Origin of the sequence: Bradyrhizobium sp. AZCC 2230 (genome assembly GCF_036924495.1) — a bacterium.
GTDB classification, from domain to species: domain Bacteria; phylum Pseudomonadota; class Alphaproteobacteria; order Rhizobiales; family Xanthobacteraceae; genus Bradyrhizobium; species Bradyrhizobium rifense.
Map to the genome: position 1 here is coordinate 5,250,427 of NZ_JAZHRS010000001.1, position 21,033 is coordinate 5,271,459.

A 21,033-nucleotide genomic window follows, 5' to 3' on the forward strand; every position below is an offset into this window, starting at 1 on the left:
CTTGTCGAACAAATCGCCTCCGCCGCGCCCGGCGCCGCGCCTTTATCTCGCGACGCCTGTCGTCGACGATCCGGCCTCGCTCCTCGCCGAATTGCCGGCGCTGCTCGGAGCCGCCGATGTCGCGGCCGTGCTGGTGCGGCTGCAGGAGACCGACCAGCGCACGATGATTTCGCGGATCAAGGCCCTGGCGCCGATCGTGCAGAACGCGGGCGCGGCCCTGCTCGTCGACGGCCATGCCGAGCTCGTCGCGCGCGGCGGCGCCGATGGCGCGCACCTGCCGGGCATCGCCGCACTGAAAGAGGCGATGCCGTCGCTCAAGCCCGATCGCATCGCCGGCGTCGGCGGGCTGACGACGCGGCACCATTCCATGGATGCGGGCGAGATGGGCGCGGACTATCTGCTGTTCGGTGAGCCCGACGCGAACGGCGAACGGCCGTCGGCGCAAGCCATTGCCGAACGGCTGGACTGGTGGGCCGAGCTGTTCGAGCCACCCTGCGTCGGTTTTGCCACTTCGTTCGAGGAAGCCCACGACTTCGCCGCCAGCGGCGCCGATTTCGTGCTGGTCGGCGATCTCGTCTGGGCGGATTCGCGCGGACCGAAGGCCGCGCTGATCGAGGCCGACGCCGCGATCAAGAAGGCCTTCGCGGCTGTTGCCGTGGGCCAGGGCTAGCGCCCGCCATGACGCTCCCGCGCATCACGCTTCTCACCACGCTGCTGCTGGCGGCGCCTGCGGCCGCGCAGCTCCAGATCACGCCGCCGGCGACGATCCCGAGCCCCGCGCCCGAAAAGCAGAAGTCCAAGGAGCCGGCCAAGGGCAAGCCGAAGGTCGCGCCGCACACGATCACCAAGAAGAAGGAGGCCACGCCAAAGCCGTCGGCCTCGCCGAGCCCGACGCTGCCGGCAACCGTGATCCCGGCGCCGGCCACCGACAATTCCAACGTCGATCTGGTGTTCGGCGCCTATCAGCGCGGCCAGTACAAGACCGCCTTCGATCTTGCCAGCGCGCGCGCCAAGACCGGCGATGCCAAGGCCATGACCATGCTGGGCGAGCTCTATTCCAACGCCATGGGCATCAGGCGCGACTACGCCAAGGCGCTCGAATGGTACAAGCGCGCTTCCGACGCCGGCGACCGCGAGGCGATGTTCGCGCTCGCCATGCTGCGCATCTCCGGCCGCGGCGGCCCCGTCGACAAGGGCGAAGCCGTGAAGCTGATGGCCTCCGCCGCCAAGCTCGGCGAGCCCAAGGCGGCCTATAACCTCGCTCTGCTTTATCTGGACGGCCAGACCCTGCCGCAGGACGTCAAGCGCTCCGCCGAGCTGTTGCGCCAGGCGGCCGATGCCGGGCTGCCCGAGGCGCAATACGCACTCGCGACCTTCTACAAGGAAGGCACCGGCGTGCCGAAGAATCCCGAAAGGTCGGTGCGGCTGCTGCAGGCAGCCTCGCTGGCCGACAATGTCGATGCCGAGGTCGAATACGCCATCGCGATGTTCAACGGCACAGGTACGCCGCAGAACCAGCCCGCGGCCGTGGCATTGCTGCGCAAGGCGTCCCGCCAGGGCAGCGCGATCGCGCAGAACCGCCTCGCCTGGGTCCTGATCAAAGGCATGGGCACGTCCGTGGACAAGATCGAGGGGTTCAAATGGCATCTGGTGGCCAAAACCTCCGGCAAGGGCGATCCGGAGCTCGACAAGCAGCTGGCCGACCTGCCCGCGGACGACCGCGCCAAGGCCGAGGCCGCCGCCAAGAAATGGCTCGGGACCAAATGACCTGCAAGTGCCCCGAATGACTTGACGTTTGGCCCCTCGCGGGGCACCCAATCCCCTCAAATGGCGACCTTTCGCGCCCCCTCCCCCCGATCAAGACCAGAGCTCATGCTGTATTCCGCCACTATCAACGTCATGGTCAAAGCGGCGCGCCGCGCCGGCCGCAGCCTCAAGCGCGATCTCGGCGAGATCGAGCATCTGCAGGTCTCGCTGAAGGGGCCGGCCAACTTCGTCTCGCTCGCCGACAAGCGCGCAGAAGAGATCCTCTACCAGGACCTCTCCAAGGCGCGGCCCGGTTACGGCTTCATCGGCGAGGAAGGCGGCACGCGGGAAGGCTCCGACAAGAGCCACACCTGGATCGTCGACCCGCTCGACGGCACCACCAACTTCCTGCACGGCATCCCGCAATTCGCGATCTCGATCGGTCTCGTGCGCGAGGGCACCATCATCGCCGGCGTGATCTACAACCCCGCCAATGACGAGCTCTACATCGCCGAGCGCGGCAAGGGCGTCTTCCTCAACGACCAGCGCCTGCGCGTGGCCGGCCGCCGCCAGCTCAACGAATGCGTGGTGGCCTGCGGCCTGCCCCATATCGGCCGCGGTGACCACGAGGAATTCCGCCGCGAGATGACGGCGATCCAGGATCGCGTCGCAGGCCTGCGCCGCTTCGGCGCCGCCTCCCTCGACCTCGCCTTCGTCGCCGCCGGCCGCCTCGACGGCTACTGGGAGCGCAATCTGCAATCCTGGGACATCGCCGCCGGCATGCTGATGGTGCGCGAAGCCGGCGGAACAGTCACCGACATCAGCACGCCGGGCGATGCCTTGGTCACCGGCGACGTCGTGTGCGGGAACGAGTTCGTGCACGGCGAGCTGGTGAAGATTTTGAGGAAGTAGGGGCCGTAGGACGACGGCTCGACCCGCAACGACCAGAGCACGATGGAGTCAGGTTCGATCGGCGTCCGGGATCACCTCTCCCCGACGGGGAGAGGTCGGATTGCGTAGCAATCCGGGTGAGGGGCTGCGGCAACCAGTGAGAGCAGAACCCCTCACCCGGACCGCATCTTCGATGCGATCCGACCTCTCCCTACGGGAGAGGTGACCTGAGCTCTCGGTTCGCATCGATTCAACCAAAACACACTCCGCTTTAAGAGTCGTCTTCGTCGGATTCCTCGTCCCGATATTCGCCGCCAATGGTCAGGCCCTCGATGGTCGTGGCGCCTTTCGGCTTGATCACCCGGCGAGGCGGCACCGAACTCTCGCTTCGCAATGCCTCCATCAGTTGTTCCGAATGCGTGACAATCCAGATGTCCGCGCGGCGTGACGCCTTGGCGACCAGCCGCGCCAATGGCGCCAGCAGCGACGGATGCAGGCTGGTCTCCGGTTCGTTCAGCGCGATGAAGGGCGGCAGCCGATAGCCCATGAACACTGCGAGCAGGCAGATGTATTTCAGCGTCCCATCGGACAATTCGTGGGCCTTGAACGGCCGCGGCATATCCGCCAGTTGCAAATCGAATTCACACCAACCATTTTCTTCCCATGCGCGGAGCTCGGCGCCAGGGAATGCATCCTGGATCGCGTCCTGCAAGTCGTTGGCATCTTCCCGAATGGAATAGAGTGTCGCCAGGGCGGCAGCCAAATCGGTGCCATCGGCGCTGAGCGAGGGCGTCGTGATCGCCAGACACGGCTTTCGTATCGGCGACGCCGGATCGGTGCGAAAGTCATGATAGAATCGCCAGCCCAGCATCGCGTTTCTGATCAGGTCGATCTCAGGGCATTCCTTGCCATCGGAAAAACCCGCAAGCGCCGTCTCCGACGGCAGCACCGCATCCTTGTGGCTGTTCCAGGCGCCACTCTCGCCGCGGACGCTGACGAGCGAATTCGTTCGCGCCATCAGCTGAACCTTGCGTTTGCCCTGCGTCGTCTCGATACTCTCAGCCTTGATCATCGGCTCGCCGGAAAATGCCGCCTCAACCGGGCCGGGATGTCCGAGCTCAATGGAATATCTGAGACGATCGAACTTGGCCGACAAACGCAGTCGCCCATCCTCGCCTCGCTTGCGAAGGCCGGACCAGCAGACGGAATTCAATCCGCCTTCCTCGGCGATCGTGCGCGTAATTCGACCTGTTGCCGCGTCGCGCAACAGTGACAAGGACTTGTAGAGATTGGATTTGCCGACACCATTCTCGCCCACAAACACGGACAAGGGGTGGATGGGTATCGAGAGCTGCCGAATGGAGCGATAGTTGGAGATCGCAACGTCGGTCGGACGCATCACATGCTCTCAATCGGCGGGTTGGCTGTGCATTCGCGCTGCGCTGCGAATACATGCTCTTTCAATCCAGCGATGCAGTCTGGATTGACGACCCCGAGAAAGCAAGCCGACCGATCCGGCGTTCAGTGACCGGCCCTCGCCGGCGCGGGCGGCCCATGCATCTCGGCCTTCTTCTCCTCTGCCGTCTCCCGATCTCCCGCCAGCACGCGCTGCACCGAGACAAAGAACACCGGCACCATCAGCAGCGCCAGGATCACCACCGCGATCATGCCGCCCATCACGACGGTGCCGAGCGATTGCTGGCTGGCGCCGCCGGCACCGTGGGCAATCGCCATCGGCAACACGCCGCAGATGAAGGCAAGGCCGGTCATCAGGATCGGGCGAAAACGGAGCCGGCAGGCCTCGATGGTGGCTTCGACCAGCGGCTTGCCTTCTTTCCGCAGATCCTTGGCGAACTCGATGATCAGGATCGCGTCCTTGGCGGCGAGCCCGATGATGGTGATGAGGCCGACGGTGAAATAGACGTCGTTGGGCAGACCGCGCAGCATAGCCGCAACCACGGCACCGACGATGCCGAGCGGCACGGTGAGCAGCACCGCAAGCGGAATGGTCCAGCTCTCATAGAGTGCGGCCAGACACAGGAACACCACGAACACGGAGAGCGCGAGCAGGAACGGCGCCTGCGAGCCCGACAGCTTTTCCTGGAGCGACTGTCCGGTCCATTCATAGCCGAAGCCGCGCGGCAGTTTGCCGGCGAGCTTCTCCATCTCGGCGATCGCGTCGCCCGACGTGAAGCCGGGTTTTGCCTCGCCCGAGATACGCACGGCGGGATAGTAGTTGAAGCCGGCAATCTGCGTCGGACCGCGCGACCATTCGACCGTCGCAAAGGAGGAGAACGGCACCAGCTGGCCGTGAGAGTTCTTGACGTTGTAGTTGAGGATGTCCTCGGTCCTCATGCGGTCGCGGCTGTCGGCCTGCACCACGACGCGCTGCATGCGGCCGCGGTTCGGGAAGTCGTTGATGTAGTTCGAGCCGAGATTGGTCGAGATCGTGTTGTTGATGTCCTCGAAGGTGACGCCGAACGCACCGGCCTTCTCGCGGTCGATGACGAGATTGACCACGCCGGCCTCGGGCAGGCCCTCGACATAGACCTTCTGCAGCACCGAACTCGCATTGGCCTCCGCGATCAGCTGGTCGGCGGCGCGCATCAGGGCCGGATAGCCCTTCTGGCCGCGATCCTGGAGACGGAACGAGAAGCCGGAGGAGTTGCCGAGATTGTCGATCGGCGGCGGCTGCAGCGCCGAGATCTTTGCGTCGCGGATCGACGACGACAGATCGCGGTTGATGTCGTTGACAACAGCGGCAGCAGATTCCTTCGGCCCGCGCTCCGACCAGTCCTTCAGCGTGATAAAGGCCTGCGCGGTGTTCATGCCCTGACCTGAAAAGCTGAAGCCGGTAAGGAAAGTGACGTTGTCGACACCCGGCCGCTGCGCCAGATATTTTTCGACCTTTTCGATCACGGCCTCGGTGCGGCCGTAGGACGAGTCGGACGGCGTCTGCACGTCGGTGGTGACAAAACCCTGGTCGTCGACCGGCAGGAAGCCGCCGGGCAGATTGACGAAGGCCCAGGACAGGCCGGCGAGCAGCGCGACATAGACCAGCATCAAACGACCCGTGCGCTTCAGCGAGAAGCCGACGGTGCGGGAGTAACCCTCCTTGCCGCCCTCGAGCATGCGGTTGAACCAGCCGAACACGCCCTTCCTGGCATGGCCGTGACCAGCCGCGACAGGCTTCAGAATCGTCGCGCACAGCGCCGGCGTCAGCGACAGCGCCAGGAAGGCGGAGAAGCCGATCGCCGCGACCATGGTCACCGAGAACTGGCGGTAGATGATGCCGACCGAGCCCGGGAAGAACGCCATCGGCACGAACACGGCCATCAGCACCAGCGTGATGCCGATGATGGCGCCCGATATCTGCGACATCGCCTTCCGCGTCGCCTCCTTCGGCGGCAGGCCTTCCTCGGTCATGATGCGTTCGACGTTCTCGACCACGACGATGGCGTCGTCGACGAGGATGCCGACCGCGAGCACCATGCCGAACATCGAGAGCATGTTGATGGAGTAGCCGGCAAGCAGCAGCGTGGTACAGGCGCCCAAGAGCGCCACCGGCACCACGATGGTCGGAATGATGGTATAGCGGATGTTCTGCAGAAACAGGAACATCACCACGAATACCAGCACCACGGCTTCGACCAGCGTCGTCAGCACCTTCTTGATGGAGGCCTCGACCACCGGCGTGATGTTGTAGGGGATCTCGTAAGAGATGTTGGCCGGGAAGAAGCGCGACAGCTCCTTCATCTTCTCCTCGACCGCGCTCGCGGTCGCCAGAGCGTTGCCGGTCGGCGACATCAGCACGGAGAGACCGGCGGTCGGCTTGCCGTTGAGGCGGGTGTTGAACTGGTAGCTGAGGCCACCGACCTCGACGCGCGCGACATCGCGCAGCCGCACGGTCGAACCATCGGCATTGGCACGCAGGATGATGGCGCCGAATTCATCGGGTGACGACAACTGCCCTTTGACCAGCACCAGCGCGGAGGTGCGCTGGCTGTCGGTCGACGGCTCCGCGCCGATGCTGCCCGAGGCGACCTGCGCATTCTGCGCGGCGATCGCCTTGTTGACGTCGTCGGCGGTCAGCCCATAGCCGACGAGTTTTGCCGGATCGACCCAAACACGAAGACTGCGTTCGGTCGAATAGAGCGTGGCGCGGCCGACGCCGGGGATGCGGCGGATTTCGCCGAGCACGTTGCGGATCATGAAATCGCCCAGCCCAACCTCATCGAGGCTGCCGTCGGTCGAGTTCAGCGTGATGATCTGGAGCACCGCGCTGGAGGCTTCCTCGATCAAAATGCCTTGCTGGATCACCGCGCGCGGCAGGCGGGCCTCGACGCGCTTGATGCGGTTCTGCACCTCGACCGATGCCGCGCTGGTGTCGGTACCCGGCTGGAAGTTGGCGATGATCTCGACCTGGCCGAGCGAGTCGCTGGTCGATTCGAAATTGAGGATGCCGGAGGCGCCGTTGAGCTCCTCCTCGATCAACCGGGTAACGCTGTTGTAGAGGTTTTCCGGCGACGCGCCCGGGTAACTCGTCGAGATCGAGATCGAGGGCGGCGCGATGATCGGATATTGCGCGATCGGCAACAGCGGGACCGAGATCGCGCCGATCAGACAGATGAACAGCGCGACGACCCAGGCAAAAATCGGCCTGTCGATGAAGAAGCTCGCCATGATGCGTTACCGCGCGGCCTTGAGGGCGTGGCGGTTGTCCGCGCTCGCCTCGGCCTCGGACCAGGATTGCGGCTTGACCTTGTCGCCAGCTGCAAATTTCTGAAAGCCCTCGACCACGACCTTGTCGCCGGCCTTCAGGCCTTCGGTGACGAACCAGATTCCGTCCTGCACCGAGCCGGTGCGCACCGGCTGCACCGCGATGCGGTTGTCGTCCTTGACGACGAACACCTCACTGCCACCGCCGCCATTGCGCTGGACTGCCTGCTGCGGAACGGCGATGGCGTCGGAATCGAGGCCCTGGTCGAGGCGGACGCGGACATACATGCCCGGCAGCAGCTCACGCTTGGGATTGCGGAACTCGCCGCGCAGCGTCACCTGGCCGGTATGCGCATCGACCTTGGCCTCGGAGAACAGCAGCTTGCCGTCGAGACCATAGATCGTGTTGTCGTCGAGCACGAGGCGCACCTTGACGGCATCGGACTCGATGCGATCGAGGTCGCCGCTTTCGAAAGCACGGCGCAGCTGATTGAGCTCGGTCACCGACTGGGTAAAGTCGGCATAGATCGGATCGAGCAGCTGCACTGTCGCAAGATTGGTCTCGTTCTGCACGACGAGCGCGCCTTCGCTGACCAGCGCCGCGCCGACCACGCCGTCGATCGGCGCGCGCACGGTCGCATAATCGAGATTGAGCTTGGCGCGCGCGAGGTCGGCCTTGCGGCCCTCAACTTCAGCTTGCGCCTGTCGCTCGGCGGCAATGGTTTTTTCGTTCTCGGCTTCGGGCGCGGCGCGCTGACTGGTCAGTGTCGCGATGCGACGTGCCTGCTGCTGCGCCTGCATCAGCGCCGCCTCGGCCTTGTCGACCGCCGCGTCGTTGGCCATCACCTCGACCTCGAACGGGCGCGGATCGATGCGATACAGCGCATCGCCCGCCTTCACCTCGCTGCCCTGGCGGAACAGCCGCTCGACCACGATGCCGGACACGCGAGGACGCACCTCGGCGACCCGTGTCGGCGAGATCCGGCCCGGCAGCTCGCGCACCACGGCGCGCGGTTGCGACTTGACGGTGACGATGCTGACATCGGGTTCGGAGGGTTGGGCAGCGGAGACGGCGGAGTTGGATTCGTCGCAAGCGCCTAGCAGCGGCGCAAAGGCCGCGAGCATCATTGCAACGCATGCCGATCGCGCTCGAAGTCCTGACATGAAGTGGGGTGCCCCAAAATTGTTGAAACTGATCACGCGTCTCGCGCAACGCCCGTTCTGGACAATTTCTGCGCGGCTGATGCGATCAAAATAGAATGGACTTGCTGCGGCGCAACGCATGCTGCGGGCGGCTCAATGCCACATGCGCTATCGCGCTGAGTTCAGGCTGATTTTCAGGACTCACCGGATTGTGAGTCGGGTTCCACCGCCGCACGCTGCGGCAGAAGATCGCAACGGCGCAGCCTCTGCCCGTGCTCGTCAACCCGATGTCATTGCGGGGATGGAGTTTGATGGGATTCGATTCGCTCTACCCATCCAGCGAACTACTGGGCTTGATCGTAGGCCTGCAGGATGCGGACAAAATCAGCCATGCTGGATCGATCCCGGTTTTCAGCCATAGCCGCAACCTGTGTATTGGACGCGGGCTGGCTTCCCAGCCAGAGCCGCATGAGGAGATCGGCGATGTTTCTCATGGCGTACTCGCTGCACCAATGTGTCAGTAGGCATCAGTTGAGCGGCAAAGCGCGGCGAGATCGGGAGAAAGACCGGTGGGCGCTACGCCGCCGGCCTTGTCCCGCAACTGCCGGCTCGCAGGCCGGTTCCGTTGCTTTCACTCTGGATGTATCGGTAACACCTAGGACCTGGTTCGGGCCATCGCGCGCAGGTATGAAGTGGCCATACCTAGGTAGGCTTGGACACCGGCGCGGAATTCATTCGCACGCCCTACCCCGCCGCCGTCATCCGGTAGTGGCTCACGCCCCACTCCGATCCGTCGGCGTAACCGAACAGGCCGGCGGTCGCGAGAAAGAACCAGCGCCAGCGCCGCATCCACAGATAGGTCTCGTCGCCATAGATGTTGCGCAAGGAGGCTTCGATCGCGTCGCGATGCGCGTCGAAATTGGCGAGCCAGTCGATTGCGGTGCGTTGATAGTGCGTGCCGCTCCAGCGCCATTCCTTCTCGATGGCGAAGATATCGGCATATTGGCGAATCAGCTGATGGCTCGGCATCACGCCGCCGGTGAAGAAGTGCTGCGCGATCCAGTCCTGGCGATTGGCGCGGTCGAACGCATAGGAGCCGGCGCGATGGGTGAAGATGTGCATGAAGAAGCGCCCCTCCGGCGCAAGCCACGCACGCACGCGCGTCATCAGCTTGCGCCAGTTCATCATGTGCTCGAACATCTCGACCGAGACGATGCGGTCGAACTGGCCCTCCGGCGCGAACACGTTCATGTCGGCGGTGACGACGCGCAGATTGAGCAGGCCGCGGCTCTGCGCGACGTCCTCGATATAGGCGCGCTGCGACTGCGAGTTCGACACCGCGGTGATCTTCGTATGCGGAAACTGCCGCGCCATCCACAGCGACAACGAGCCCCAACCGCAGCCGAGCTCGAGGATGGTCTGCCCGTCGGCGAGGCCGGCATGCTCGACGGTCTGGCGCAGCGCTTCCTCCTCGGCCTCCCGCAGCGTCGTCGCATCGTTACTGTAGAAGCAGGACGAGTATTTGCGGTTCGGGCCCAGCACCTGCGCGAAGAAGCTTTGCGGCACTTCGTAATGCTGGGTGTTGGCAGCATCCGTGTGCTCGGCGATCGGCCTGATCATCATCCGTCCGGCGAACGCGGCATCGTCGGCGCCGGTGTGCGCGGCGAGGCGCGTTGCGGTACGCGAGCACAGGCGCTGGATCGCGGCGCGGACCACGAGATCCGGCAGCGGCACGCGTTCGGCGGTCCCGATGATCGTGGACACGACGCTCATGCGGCCATTCCCTCTCTGGGTGGCAGGGGAAAGAACATGCTGGTGCGGGACTGATAGGCGCGGTAGCGCTCGCCGCGCGATCGCAGCATCTGCGCTTCCAAAGGCGGAATGCCGGTGACGTGCACCAGGATCCAGTACATGAAGATGGGCGCGAGCAGGCTGGCCCAACCCCAGGGATATCCGCTCGCGAGGCCGATCACGGGATAGGCGAGCCAGCCGAACCATTCGAAGAAATAATTGGGATGGCGCGACCAGCGCCACAGCCCGGCATCGCAGACCTTGCCGTGGTTGGCGGGGTCGTGCCGGAAGCGGCGCAACTGCGCGTCCGCCAATGCCTCGCCCGCGATCCCGATCAGCAGGATCGCGGCACCCAGGACGTCCTGGATCCGCAAGGCTGATACAGGGACGTGCGCGGCGACAAAAATCGAAAACACCAGCGGCACCGAACCCAGCGCCTGGTTCTGCAGGAAGATGAACATCCGCCGCGGCGCGTTGAGCCCCCACTCCGCGGCAAAGGCGGCGTAGCGGGGATCATCGGTGATCCCAGCGGTGCGGATCGCGATATGGGTACCCAGCCGGAGCGACCAGACCGCGACGAGGCCGGCGACCAGCCATTGCCGCTCATTGGGCCCCTCGCCCGCGAACGGCCACAGGGCGCTGCCGGCGCCGACCAGCCCGACAGCAAAGGTCCAGATCGTATCGACCCAGCCGGAATTGCCGGTGCGCTGCTGCACAACCCAGGCGATCGTCATCAGGACCGCGAGCGAGAGCGCGATGGCCGCCAGTCCCACCAGATACGTCGCCATGCAAAAAATCCGAGCTAAGTCTGTGGAATGCCGAAGTTTTGCAAAATACGTCTCAATCAAAGCGCGGTTTCAGCTTTGGGTTCCCGAACCGGCCCCGAAATCGGCACAACCGGCGCTTTTTTTGGACTGGCGCTGTGCCATAGTGCAGATGCAAGCAAGCTTCGTAACGGATGATACCGGCCATGCCGTCAGGCGCCTCGCCCCGCTCCTCCCTCGACATCGAATACACAAAACTATCCTCCCCCAGCGTCTTCCTGGTGCGGATGCTGGTTTTCCTGGTGCTGTGCACACTGGTGGGCGTGGTGCTCTACAAGCAGATCATCCAGGCCTTCTTCGCCAATCCCGGCCTCAATGCCCTGATCGGCGGCGTGATGTTCATCGGCATCATCCTGGCCTTCCGCCAGGTGATCCGGCTCTATCCCGAGGTCTCCTGGGTCAACAATTTCCGCATCGCCGATCCCGGCCTGGCGCCGGCCCGACACCCAAAACTGCTGGCACCGATGGCGATGATCCTGGGCGGCGAGCGCAGCGGGCGGATGTCGATCACGCAGACCACGATGCGGCATCTGCTCGATTCGATCGCGACCCGCCTCGACGAAGCCCGCGACATCTCGCGTTACATGACCGGGCTGCTGGTCTTCCTCGGCCTGCTCGGCACCTTCTGGGGCCTGATCGAGACGGTCGGCTCGGTCGGCAAGGTGATCGACGGGCTCAAGGTCGGCGGTGATTCCGGCGCGCTGTTCGACACGCTGAAGGAGGGCCTCGCCGCCCCGCTCGGCGGCATGGGCATCTCGTTCTCGAGCTCCCTGTTCGGCCTCGCCGGCTCGCTGATCCTCGGCTTCCTCGACCTGCAATCGAGCCAGGCCCAAAACCGTTTCTACACCGACCTCGAGGACTGGCTCGCCACCACTGTGCGCGAATACGGCAGCGGCGACGTCACTGTTGCCGCCCCCGCTGACGGCGGGGTTGCCAGCGGCGAGCTTCAGGCTGCCGTCGAGCGCTTGCGCTCGGTGCTCGAGGAAGGCAGCGCCAGCCGCGGCACCACCGCGGCGATGGCGAGCCTTGCCGAAGCGATCCAGGCGCTGGTCTCGCATATGCGGACCGAGCAGCAGATGATCCGCGAATGGGCCGACGGCCAGGGCGAGCAGAACCGCGAGATCCGCCGCCTGCTGGAGCGCATCGCGCGCCAGCCGGAAAAGAGTTAGCTGATCGAGAGCGGCCATGCTGGACCACGTCACCATCGGCATCACCGATATCGAGAGATCGAAGGCATTCTACGATCAGGCCTTGCGGCCCCTGGGGATCGCGCGTCTGTACGCCGAAGGCGAGCGCTTCGCCGGCTATGGCATCCGTCCGAAGGCCTTCTTCTGGATCGGCTTGCGTGAGCCGACCCAGACCGGCGCACACATCGCCTTTGCGGCGTCCGATCGGGCAACCGTGCAGCGCTTCTATGATGAAGCGATCGCCGCAGGCGGCAAGGACAACGGACCGCCCGGATTGCGTCCGCATTACCATGCAAACTACTACGGAGCATTCGTGCTCGATCCGGACGGCCACAACATTGAAGCAGTCTGCCACCTCCCGCAGGACTAGGGCAGACAACGACAACGCAAAGGCACCTGAATGGCTCTTGCCCGTACCCGCCGCAGCGAAACCGGCTTCAACTACTGGCCCGGATTCGTCGACGCGCTGTCGACGCTGGTGCTGTCGATCGTGTTCCTGCTGTCGGTGTTCCTGGTCGTGCAGTTCTTCCTGTCGCAGGAGGTGACCGGCAAGGACAAGGCGCTGGAACAGCTCAACGCCAAGATCGCGCAGCTCAACGAACTGCTCTCGCTGGAGAAGCTCGGCAAGCTGACGCTCGACGACCAGGTCTCGCAATTGAAGGCTGGCCTCGCGTCCGCCGAAAGCGAACGCGACCGCATCAAGGGCCTCTATGACGGGCTCGCCGCCGCCGGCAACGACGCGCAAGGCAAGACGTCCGAGCTCGGCAAGGCGCTCGACTCCGAGAAGGCGGTCTCGGCGCGGGCGTTGGCGCAGATCGAGGTGCTAAACCAGCAGATCAGCGCGCTGCGCCGGCAATTGGCGGCCCTCGAAGAGGCGCTCGACGCCAGCGAGAAGCGCGACAAGGAATCGCAAAATCGTATTGCCGATCTGGGTTCTCGTCTGAATGTTGCCTTGGCGCAGCGTGTGCAGGAATTGTCGCGCTACCGCTCCGAATTCTTCGGCCGCCTCCGCACCATTCTCGGCAACCGGCCGGACATCCGAATCGTCGGCGATCGCTTCGTGTTCCAGTCCGAAGTGTTCTTCGACACCGGCCAGGCGACGTTACTGCCGGAAGGCCGCGCCGAGCTCGATACGTTGGCAACAGCGCTGATCGAGCTCGACAAGAAGATCCCGAACGAGATCCCCTGGGTGCTGCGCGTCGATGGCCACACTGACGTGCGGCCGGTCAACGGTCCGAACTTCAAATCCAACTGGGACCTGTCGGCCGCCCGTTCGATCTCGGTCGTGCAATATCTGATCTCGCTCGGCGTGCCGGCCCAGCGCCTGGTTGCCGCCGGCTTCGGCGAATTCCAGCCGCTCGACACCGCCAACACCGAAGACGCCTACAAGCGCAACCGCCGCATCGAGCTGAAGCTGACGGAGCGGTAGTGAGCGCGCTTCACCTCCGCCCCTACGTGGACGCTGACGAAGCGGCGACGATCGACCTCTGGCATCGGACCTGGCAGCAGGCCTATCCGCAGATCGATTTTGCCGCGCGGGTGGACTGGTGGCGCGAGCGCTGGCGCACCAAGCTGGTACCGAAGGCTGCGATCGTGGTTGCCGAACAGGACGGCGCGCTGACCGGATTCGTCACCATCGACGGCGACGGCTATCTCGACCAGCTCGTGGTCGATCCCGAGCATTGGGGCTCGGACGCGGCAAGGCTGCTGGTCGATGAAGCCAAGCGCCTGTCGCCATCGGGCGTCACGTTGCTCGTCAACAAGGACAACAGCCGCGCCATCCGCTTCTACGAGCACAATGGTTTTGCCCATGCCGGCGAGGACGTGAACCCGACCTCGGGACGGCCGGTGCTGAAGATGGCGTGGCGGCCGTGACTTCGGTCACGGAGAAGCCCGGCGTGGTTTGCTAGTGTCGCAACCGGCAGGGCAAATGGAGAGGATCGATGCGGCTGAGCGATCTGGCCAAGGGGTCTTCGGTTTTTCTGGGCGTCATCGTCGCCGGCTATGTGTCGACGATCTATGTCGACCAGCGCCTCGCGCCGCCGCCCAAATTGGCAGCGCCGGCATCAACGTCCGCTTGCGTCGATGCGGCTGGGAGCTGGAAGAACTGGCCGTGGCCGAACGTGCCGGCGCTCTCGCCGAAGTGCGACTGATATCGGCTGGCGCGGTCACGACCGGCACTGAAAGACACGCAAGTTGAGAGTGCGCCCGGGCGCACTCTCTTTCTCTTCGATATTCAACCGACCTCGTCGGACATTGAGCGAGACCGCGTTTCGGGTGCGGCAATCGCCGCGATAAGGCTCACCAATGCGAGGCCTGCGAGCCAGGCAGGAGCCGGCCAATAGTTTCCATCTGCCCATTTGACCAACGCCGTCGCGATCAGAGGGGTCAATCCGCCGCCGAGTGCGGCTGACAATTGATAGCCGAGGGAAGCTCCGGTGTAGCGGACGCTGGTCTTGAAGAGTTCGGGGCCGAACGATCCCATGATTCCGAACAGGACACCGTTAAATATTCCGCCGATCGCCATGCCGAGGAAGATCAAAGAGGTGACCTTCGTGTTCACCAGCCAAAACAAGGGAAATGCGAACAGCATCGTGAAGATCGCAGCCGCCATGAAGACGGGCCGGCGCCCGATCCGATCGGAAAACGCGCACACCGGGACAATGACCAGCAGTTCGGCGATTGCGAATGTCAGCACACCGTTGAGCATCACCCCCCTGGGCAGGCCGAGATTGGTCGAGCCGTAGGCGACCATGAATGTCACATAGACGTAGAAGCCGCCGCTAGTCACAAGGAACAGCCCGCCCGCGAGCAGCACCTCGCGCCACTGCGTCCGCAACGTTTCCAAAAGCGGAAATGCAGCAATTGCGTTGGTACGCTTGGCCTTCGAAAAGGCCCGGCTTTCGGGCATCGAAAATCTGGCGAGCGCGCCGACCACCACCAGCACAACACTCAGAAGGAAGGGCAATCGCCAGCCCCACGAGGCAAATTGATCGGTGCCCATGATTGCCGTGGTCGCGGCAAAGACCAACGTCGCGATCACCAATCCCGCGGGAGAGCCCAATTGCGGGAGGCTGCCGAGGAGCCCGCGCCGCGTCTGCGCCTCGCTTTCGGTCATGACCAGCACAGCGCCGCCCCATTCGCCGCCGAGGCCAATGCCCTGCACGAGGCGGAGGAGCACAAGGAGGATCGGCGCGAATATGCCAATCGCGTTGTAGTTCGGAAGGCATCCGACAAGGAGGGTCGCGACCCCCGTCAGCAGGAACGTCGCGATGAGCGTCGACTTGCGACCGATGCGATCGCCCATATGCCCGAAGATGACGGCGCCGATCGGACGCGCGAGAAACCCCACTGCGAAGGTCGCGAACGACAGCAGCGTGCCGGCCAGTGGGTCGAAGTTCGGGAAAAACTGCGAATTGAAGACCAGTGCCGCGGCCAGGCCGTAGACCTGAAAATCGTACCATTCGATCGTCGTGCCGACGGTGGCTGCCAACGCTGTCCGGGAGAGTGAGCCCGCTTGCGCGCCCGTCGCAATTATCGTCGTCTCCGAAATTTCCGCCATGTTTCAACTCCTTACGCGATTGGCCGCGCCAATAACGGCCTCTTGATTTTATATCGATCTTCGATTATCGATAATCTAAGATCACGCGATAAGACAGGAATGTCAACAATGACGCTATCCGACGCCCTTGCAGGCCTCTCGGCGGTCAAGCTGTCCACCGCGGACGCCATCGCCGAGCAGTTGCGTCGCGCGATTCTCCTGGGAACGATCTCAGGAGGTGCGCAGCTCAAGCAAAATGATGTCGCGGCGCGCTTTGGCGTCAGCGTTGCGCCCGTGCGCGAAGCGCTTCAGCGGCTGATCGCCGACGGACTGGCGGTGCTGCATCCCAACCGCGGTGTGACCGTCTCTCAGATCTCGGAGCAAGACTTTCTTGAGATCGCCGAGTTGCGCAGTCTGCTCGAACCGCATGCGCTGCGTCACTCGGCCCCACGTCTCACCACGGCCGACCTGCAATATTCCGAGGCCGTTCTGGCCAGGGCTGCCCAGGCGTCGGATTCGCTCGATCGCGCCAACCTGCACTGGGAGTTTCATCGCAGCCTGTACAAGCGTGCCGAGCGGCCGCGTCTGCTCGCGCAAATTGGCGGCCTGTACCAGGGGATCAACCGTTACCTGCTTCCGGAGTGGGCCAATTCCGGCCTCAGCTCCGGTTGGGTCGACAGCCATCTCCTCATCGTCTCGAAGATTCGTGATGGCGACATCGAAGACGCCTGCCGCTTGATTGTCGATCAGACAGACGCGTCGACCAAGCGCGTGCAGGCGCACCTGCATCGGGAAGAACTTTCCAAGGAAGAGAAGTAAATGCTCGAATTCTCAAAATTCAAACTGCTGACGTTCGATTGCTACGGCACGCTGATCGACTGGGACACCTCCATATCGAAGCTGGTGCAGCCATGGCTCCTGGAGATGAATTCTCAGGTCCCTCCGGAACTCGTCGTCAGCACGTTTGCTCTCATGCAGGCCAAGCATCAGCAGACGCGTCCAACCCTGCTTTACCCTGAAGTGCTCCGACGCTCGTGGCGGGACATCGAAGAGCAGTTTGGCTGGGATGAAAACCCTGCCCGCGCGGGCGAGTTCGCGCGATCCGCGCCGTTCTGGCGTCCATTCGCGGACACTGTCGAGAGCCTGCGATATCTCAGCCAGTACTTCGCGCTCGGCATCCTCTCGAATGTCGACAATTCTTCGCTCGCAGGCACGCTCAGGATGCTGGAAGTGCCATTCCTGTTCACGGTCACGGCGGAAGACGTGAGCTCTTACAAGCCCGGCCAACCGCATTTCGATGCGGCATTCGAACAAGCTGCGCGGCACCGGATCGAAAAGAAAGAGATACTCCACGTCGCCCAAAGCAAGCACCACGATATCACACCCGGCAACCGGCTTGGCCTGACGACCGTCTGGGTGAACCGCCGCCATGGAAAGAAAGGCACCGGAGCGACCCTGGCGGCCACTGCCGATCCGTCGTTGACCGTCAACTCGCTTGCCGAGCTGGTCGATTTGCACAAATCGGCGCAAGTCGCGTCGCGACCGGTCTCATTGCCGCAATGATCATCGACAGATTCGTCGCGCTGGCCACCGCTCACGCGCCGGGCCAGGAAGTACGTCAGGCCGCGGGAGATGTCGGCAACCTGATGCGTGGCGGGAAATTGTCCGGACGCCCGGTCGATTTCTCGCACGGTGACGTCGATGCCTTCCTGCCGACGCCCGGTGCTTCCGATCATTTTTTGGAGGCGCTCGCGGCCGGAGGACGGCAGGCCTACACAGAGTACCGCGGAACGGCCGACATCCGCGCCGGGCTGTCCGAAGCACTCGCCACGTTCACAGGCGCGCCCGTCTCCGCCGACGACGGCACGATCGTCACGCCGGGCACGCAAGGCGCCCTGTTCCTGGCGGTCGCGTCGCTGGTCAGCCCCGGCGATCAAGTGGCGATTGTCCAGCCGGACTATTTCGCCAACCGAAAGCTCGTCGAATTCTTCGGCGGGCGTCCGGTACCGGTGACGATGGATTATCTCTGCGGCTCCGACGAAGCCGGTCTCAACCTCGCACAGCTTCAGGCCGCGTTCGAAGCTGGCGCGCGCGTATTTCTGTTCTCGAATCCGAACAATCCGACCGGCGCTGTCTATTCCGAGCGAGAAATCGTGGAGATCGCCCGGCTCGCCGCCGCGTTTGACGTGACAATCATCGCCGATCAACTCTACGCCCGACTTCTTTATCCGAACGAGGCTTATGCGCATATCCGCGCCGCCGGACTGCCGGCGGAGCGCATCATCACCATTATGGGCCCATCGAAGACGGAGTCGCTGAGCGGCTACAGGCTGGGTATCGCATTCGGTGCGCCGGCGGTCATCGAGCGGATGGAGAAGCTGCAGGCCATCGTCTCGCTGCGCGCCGCAGGCTACAATCAGGCGGTTCTTCGCACATGGTTTCGAGAGCCGGCGGGCTGGCTGGAAGAGCGGATCTTGAAACATCAAGCGATCCGCAACGATCTTCTTGGTGTTCTTCGCGACGGAGGACTGGCTACCCGCGAGCCGCAGGCCGGGAGTTATCTGTTCCCGACGCTGCTACCGCTCGCGGTCGAGCTAGCGGATTTCGTACGGTTGCTGCGCCATCAGGCCGGCGTCACCGTGACGCCCGGTACTGAGTTCGGTCCCTACCCGAACAGTATCCGGCTGAATTTTTCTCAAGATCACACCGAGGCGGTGGCGGCGGGACAGCGTATCGTCGAGATGGCGCGTCGGTATCGGAGGTGAGGCCCCGCCTCACGCCCCCTCGAACTGCAACCTCGCGAGCCGCGCATAGAGCCCGTTCACCGCAACGAGCTCGGCATGCGTGCCCTGCTCGACGATCTTGCCCTGGTCCATCACCAGGATGCGGTCGCAGGAGAGCACGGTGGCGAGACGATGCGCGATCACCAGCGTGGTGCGGTGGCTCATCAGCTCTTCGAGAGCGGTCTGCACCAGCGTCTCGCTTTCGGCGTCGAGCGCGGAGGTCGCTTCATCGAGCAACAGCAGCGGTGCGTCGCGCAGGATGGCGCGCGCGATCGCGATGCGCTGGCGCTGGCCGCCGGAGAGCGTCACGCCGCGCTCGCCGAGCGGGGTCTCGAAACCTTCGGGCAGACGGCGGATGAACTCGGTGGCATGCGCGAGCTCGGCGGCGCGCTCGACCTCGGCATCGGTCGCATCGGGCCGGCCGAAGCGGATGTTTTCGCGCGCGCTCGCCGCGAACACGTTCGATTCCTGCGGCACCAGCGCAATGCGGGACCGGAAATCGCGCGGGTCGGAAGACTTCACCGGCACGCCGTCGAGCGAGATCGCGCCGTTACGTGGATCGTAGAAGCGCAGCAGCAGATGAAAGATCGTGCTCTTGCCGGCGCCGGACGGGCCGACGATCGCAACCTTCTCGCCGGGCCGCACCGTGAACGACACGGCGTCGAGCACGTTGACATCGGGCCGCGCCGGATAAGAGAAGCTGACGTGGTCGAAGCCGACTTCCCCACGCCCGGGCACCGGCAGCGCGCGCGGCGACGCGGGCGCCCTGACGTCGGGCTGCACGTGCAGGATCTCGAACAGGCGTTCGGCAGCGCCTGAGGCAGCCGAAACCTCGCCCCAGACCTCGCTGAGCTGGCCGAGACCCGCGGCCGCGAAGGCCGCATAGAGCACGAACTGGCCGAGCCGGCCCGGCGTGATCGCGCCGGTCAGCACGTCATGCGAGCCGATCCAGAGGATCCCGACCACGCTTGCGAACACGATGAAGATGACGATGGCGGTGAGAACCGCGCGAGCTTGCGTGGACGTGCGCGCCGCCTCATAGGCCTGCTCGACCTCGCCGCCGAAACGCTTCGCGGCCAGCCCTTCGCTGGTATAGGCCTGCACGGTGCGGATCGCGCCAATCAGCTCGCCGGCATAGGCGGACGCGTCGGCCAGCGTGTCCTGCGCATTGCGCGACAGCCGCCGCACCCAGCGCCCGAAGGCGACCAGGGGCAGCACGATCAAGGGGATCGCAAGCAGCACGAAGCCGGACAGACGCGGGCTGGTGATCACCATCATCGTCGCCGCGCCGAAGAACATCATCAGATTGCGCAGCGCGATCGAGACGGAGGCGCCGACCGCGGATTTGATTTGCGTCGTGTCGGCGGTGAGCCGTGACACCAGTTCGCCGCTGCGCGCGGAATCGAAGAAGGCCGGCGATAGCGACAGCAGATGCGCAAACACGTCGCGCCTGAGATCGGCAACGATGCGCTCGCCGATCGTCATCACGAGGTAGTAACGCGACGCGCTTGCCAGTGCGAGCACGGCGACCACCGCGATCATCACCGAGAAGTAGCTGTTGATCATCGCGATGCCTTCCGGCGTCAGGCCGAAATCGATCATCCGGCGCACCGCGACCGGCACCAGCAGCGTGGTCAGCGCCGCGACCGTCAGCGAGACGAAGGCAAGCGCCGCCCGGCCGCGATAGCGGGCCACGTAAGGCGCAAGCGCCATCAGCGGCCGCAGCCTGGCGCGGCCCTTTTCAGGCTGCTCGATCAGCTCGGCTTCGATCGACGGGGCTTCTGCGGGCCCGGTTTCAAGCCGTTCTACTGCGCTCATTGGAATCCGACCAAAAGAGATAAGTCTGCTCCAGATAGGCCGGGGGACCGGTCGTGGCAAATCCGGGATGTCCCTTAAGGCGGTGCCCGGTTCTCCTTGTCCCACAATGACTTGTTTTAGGGGGCTCCGTGGGGTATAGAGCCGCCAAATCCGTCATCGACATCACTCAAGCGCGCGGCGCCGGTCGCCCTAGGAATTGCCATGAAAGCCGAGATTCACCCGAATTATCATACGATTAAGGTCGTGATGACCGACGGAACCGAGTACCTGACCCGCTCCACCTGGGGCAAGGAAGGCGACACGCTGAACCTCGACATCGACCCGAAGTCGCACCCGGCCTGGACCGGCGGCAACGCCCAGCTGATGGATCGCGGCGGCCGCGTCTCGCGCTTCCAGAAGAAGTTTTCGGGCTTCCTCAAAAAGGATTGATCCAGGCCGCAAGGTTTTGGACGAAAAACGCCCCCGGGAGACCGGGGGCGTTTTTTGTTTTGGGGGATCTCGACCAGGACCGAGGAGCCGTAGGGTGGGCAAAGCGAAGCGTGCCCACGCATTTTCCGCGATTGAGAGAGATGGTGGGCACGGCGCTGCGC

At 64.2% G+C, this 21,033-nt stretch carries 20 protein-coding genes; 12 read left to right on the forward strand and 8 right to left on the reverse strand.

The window, feature by feature from the left end:
- Position 1 precedes the first annotated feature (1 nt).
- The 3 genes from V1280_RS25230 (at position 2) to V1280_RS25240 (ending at position 2,658) form a co-directional block, all read left to right on the forward strand.
- Entirely contained in the window at positions 2-670 is a 669-nt protein-coding gene (locus tag V1280_RS25230) for a thiamine phosphate synthase (protein ID WP_334530349.1), read from the forward strand.
- An 8-nt stretch (positions 671-678) separates the two neighbouring features.
- Positions 679-1,767, forward strand: a complete 1,089-nt coding sequence (locus V1280_RS25235; protein WP_334530351.1) for a tetratricopeptide repeat protein — start codon at positions 679-681, stop codon at positions 1,765-1,767.
- A 105-nt stretch (positions 1,768-1,872) separates the two neighbouring features.
- Positions 1,873-2,658, forward strand: a complete 786-nt coding sequence (locus tag V1280_RS25240; protein ID WP_148772096.1) for an inositol monophosphatase family protein — start codon at positions 1,873-1,875, stop codon at positions 2,656-2,658.
- A gap of 250 nt (positions 2,659-2,908) precedes the next feature.
- Here V1280_RS25240 and V1280_RS25245 read toward each other — a convergent pair whose 3' ends face one another.
- The 6 genes from V1280_RS25245 to V1280_RS25270 form a co-directional block, all read right to left on the reverse strand.
- The gene (locus V1280_RS25245; protein ID WP_334530355.1) at positions 2,909-4,036 is read right to left on the reverse strand and encodes an AAA family ATPase; all 1,128 of its coding nucleotides are present in this window, start codon (positions 4,034-4,036) and stop codon (positions 2,909-2,911) included.
- A 122-nt stretch (positions 4,037-4,158) separates the two neighbouring features.
- Positions 4,159-7,320 (reverse strand): multidrug efflux RND transporter permease subunit, encoded by a 3,162-nt coding sequence (locus V1280_RS25250; RefSeq protein ID WP_334530358.1) that lies wholly within the window; start codon positions 7,318-7,320, stop codon positions 4,159-4,161.
- A 6-nt stretch (positions 7,321-7,326) separates the two neighbouring features.
- Entirely contained in the window at positions 7,327-8,520 is a 1,194-nt protein-coding gene (locus tag V1280_RS25255) for an efflux RND transporter periplasmic adaptor subunit (protein WP_334530361.1), read from the reverse strand.
- A gap of 323 nt (positions 8,521-8,843) precedes the next feature.
- Positions 8,844-8,993 carry a hypothetical protein gene (locus tag V1280_RS25260; RefSeq protein ID WP_334530364.1) on the reverse strand — a complete coding sequence of 50 codons (150 nt, stop codon included), beginning with the start codon at positions 8,991-8,993 and terminating at the stop codon, positions 8,844-8,846.
- Positions 8,994-9,243: 250 nt separating this feature from the next.
- Positions 9,244-10,272 carry an SAM-dependent methyltransferase gene (locus V1280_RS25265; protein ID WP_334530367.1) on the reverse strand — a complete coding sequence of 343 codons (1,029 nt, stop codon included), beginning with the start codon at positions 10,270-10,272 and terminating at the stop codon, positions 9,244-9,246.
- The gene (locus tag V1280_RS25270; RefSeq protein WP_334530369.1) at positions 10,269-11,078 is read right to left on the reverse strand and encodes a DUF1295 domain-containing protein; all 810 of its coding nucleotides are present in this window, start codon (positions 11,076-11,078) and stop codon (positions 10,269-10,271) included. The genes V1280_RS25265 and V1280_RS25270 overlap by 4 nt, the downstream gene beginning before the upstream one ends.
- A 182-nt stretch (positions 11,079-11,260) precedes the next feature.
- Here V1280_RS25270 and V1280_RS25275 point away from each other — a divergent pair, with 182 nt between their 5' ends.
- The 5 genes from V1280_RS25275 (at position 11,261) to V1280_RS25295 (ending at position 14,454) form a co-directional block, all read left to right on the forward strand.
- Positions 11,261-12,283, forward strand: a complete 1,023-nt coding sequence (locus V1280_RS25275) for a flagellar motor protein MotA (RefSeq protein ID WP_334530371.1) — start codon at positions 11,261-11,263, stop codon at positions 12,281-12,283.
- 16 nt (positions 12,284-12,299) lie between these two features.
- Entirely contained in the window at positions 12,300-12,671 is a 372-nt protein-coding gene (locus tag V1280_RS25280) for a VOC family protein (RefSeq protein ID WP_334530374.1), read from the forward strand.
- Positions 12,672-12,701: 30 nt separating this feature from the next.
- Complete coding sequence (locus V1280_RS25285) at positions 12,702-13,730, forward strand: peptidoglycan -binding protein (RefSeq protein ID WP_334530377.1); 1,029 nt, start codon at positions 12,702-12,704, stop codon at positions 13,728-13,730.
- Complete coding sequence (locus V1280_RS25290; RefSeq protein WP_334530380.1) at positions 13,730-14,176, forward strand: GNAT family N-acetyltransferase; 447 nt, start codon at positions 13,730-13,732, stop codon at positions 14,174-14,176. The genes V1280_RS25285 and V1280_RS25290 overlap by 1 nt, the downstream gene beginning before the upstream one ends.
- Positions 14,177-14,244: 68 nt before the next feature.
- Positions 14,245-14,454 (forward strand): hypothetical protein, encoded by a 210-nt coding sequence (locus V1280_RS25295; protein WP_334530383.1) that lies wholly within the window; start codon positions 14,245-14,247, stop codon positions 14,452-14,454.
- A gap of 83 nt (positions 14,455-14,537) precedes the next feature.
- Here the strand turns inward: V1280_RS25295 and V1280_RS25300 are convergent, their stop codons facing one another.
- Entirely contained in the window at positions 14,538-15,863 is a 1,326-nt protein-coding gene (locus tag V1280_RS25300) for an MFS transporter (protein ID WP_334530386.1), read from the reverse strand.
- A gap of 108 nt (positions 15,864-15,971) precedes the next feature.
- Between V1280_RS25300 and V1280_RS25305 the strand changes: the two genes are divergently transcribed.
- The 3 genes from V1280_RS25305 to V1280_RS25315 are packed head-to-tail and all read left to right on the forward strand — an operon-like array spanning position 15,972 to position 18,607.
- On the forward strand, positions 15,972-16,661 hold the full coding sequence (locus V1280_RS25305) for a GntR family transcriptional regulator (protein WP_334530389.1): 690 nt from the start codon (positions 15,972-15,974) through the stop codon (positions 16,659-16,661).
- Positions 16,662-17,405, forward strand: coding sequence for an HAD hydrolase-like protein (locus V1280_RS25310; RefSeq protein WP_334530392.1), 744 nt, complete (start codon positions 16,662-16,664; stop codon positions 17,403-17,405).
- A complete protein-coding gene (locus tag V1280_RS25315; protein ID WP_334530395.1) occupies positions 17,402-18,607 on the forward strand; it encodes a pyridoxal phosphate-dependent aminotransferase in 1,206 nt (401 codons plus the stop codon). Before V1280_RS25310 ends, V1280_RS25315 begins: the two co-directional genes overlap by 4 nt.
- 9 nt (positions 18,608-18,616) lie before the next feature.
- Here the strand turns inward: V1280_RS25315 and V1280_RS25320 are convergent, their stop codons facing one another.
- Positions 18,617-20,443, reverse strand: a complete 1,827-nt coding sequence (locus V1280_RS25320; protein ID WP_334530398.1) for an ABC transporter ATP-binding protein/permease — start codon at positions 20,441-20,443, stop codon at positions 18,617-18,619.
- Positions 20,444-20,644: 201 nt separating this feature from the next.
- Between V1280_RS25320 and rpmE the strand changes: the two genes are divergently transcribed.
- Positions 20,645-20,872 carry a 50S ribosomal protein L31 gene (gene rpmE / locus V1280_RS25325; protein ID WP_007599895.1) on the forward strand — a complete coding sequence of 76 codons (228 nt, stop codon included), beginning with the start codon at positions 20,645-20,647 and terminating at the stop codon, positions 20,870-20,872.
- Positions 20,873-21,033 lie beyond the last annotated feature (161 nt).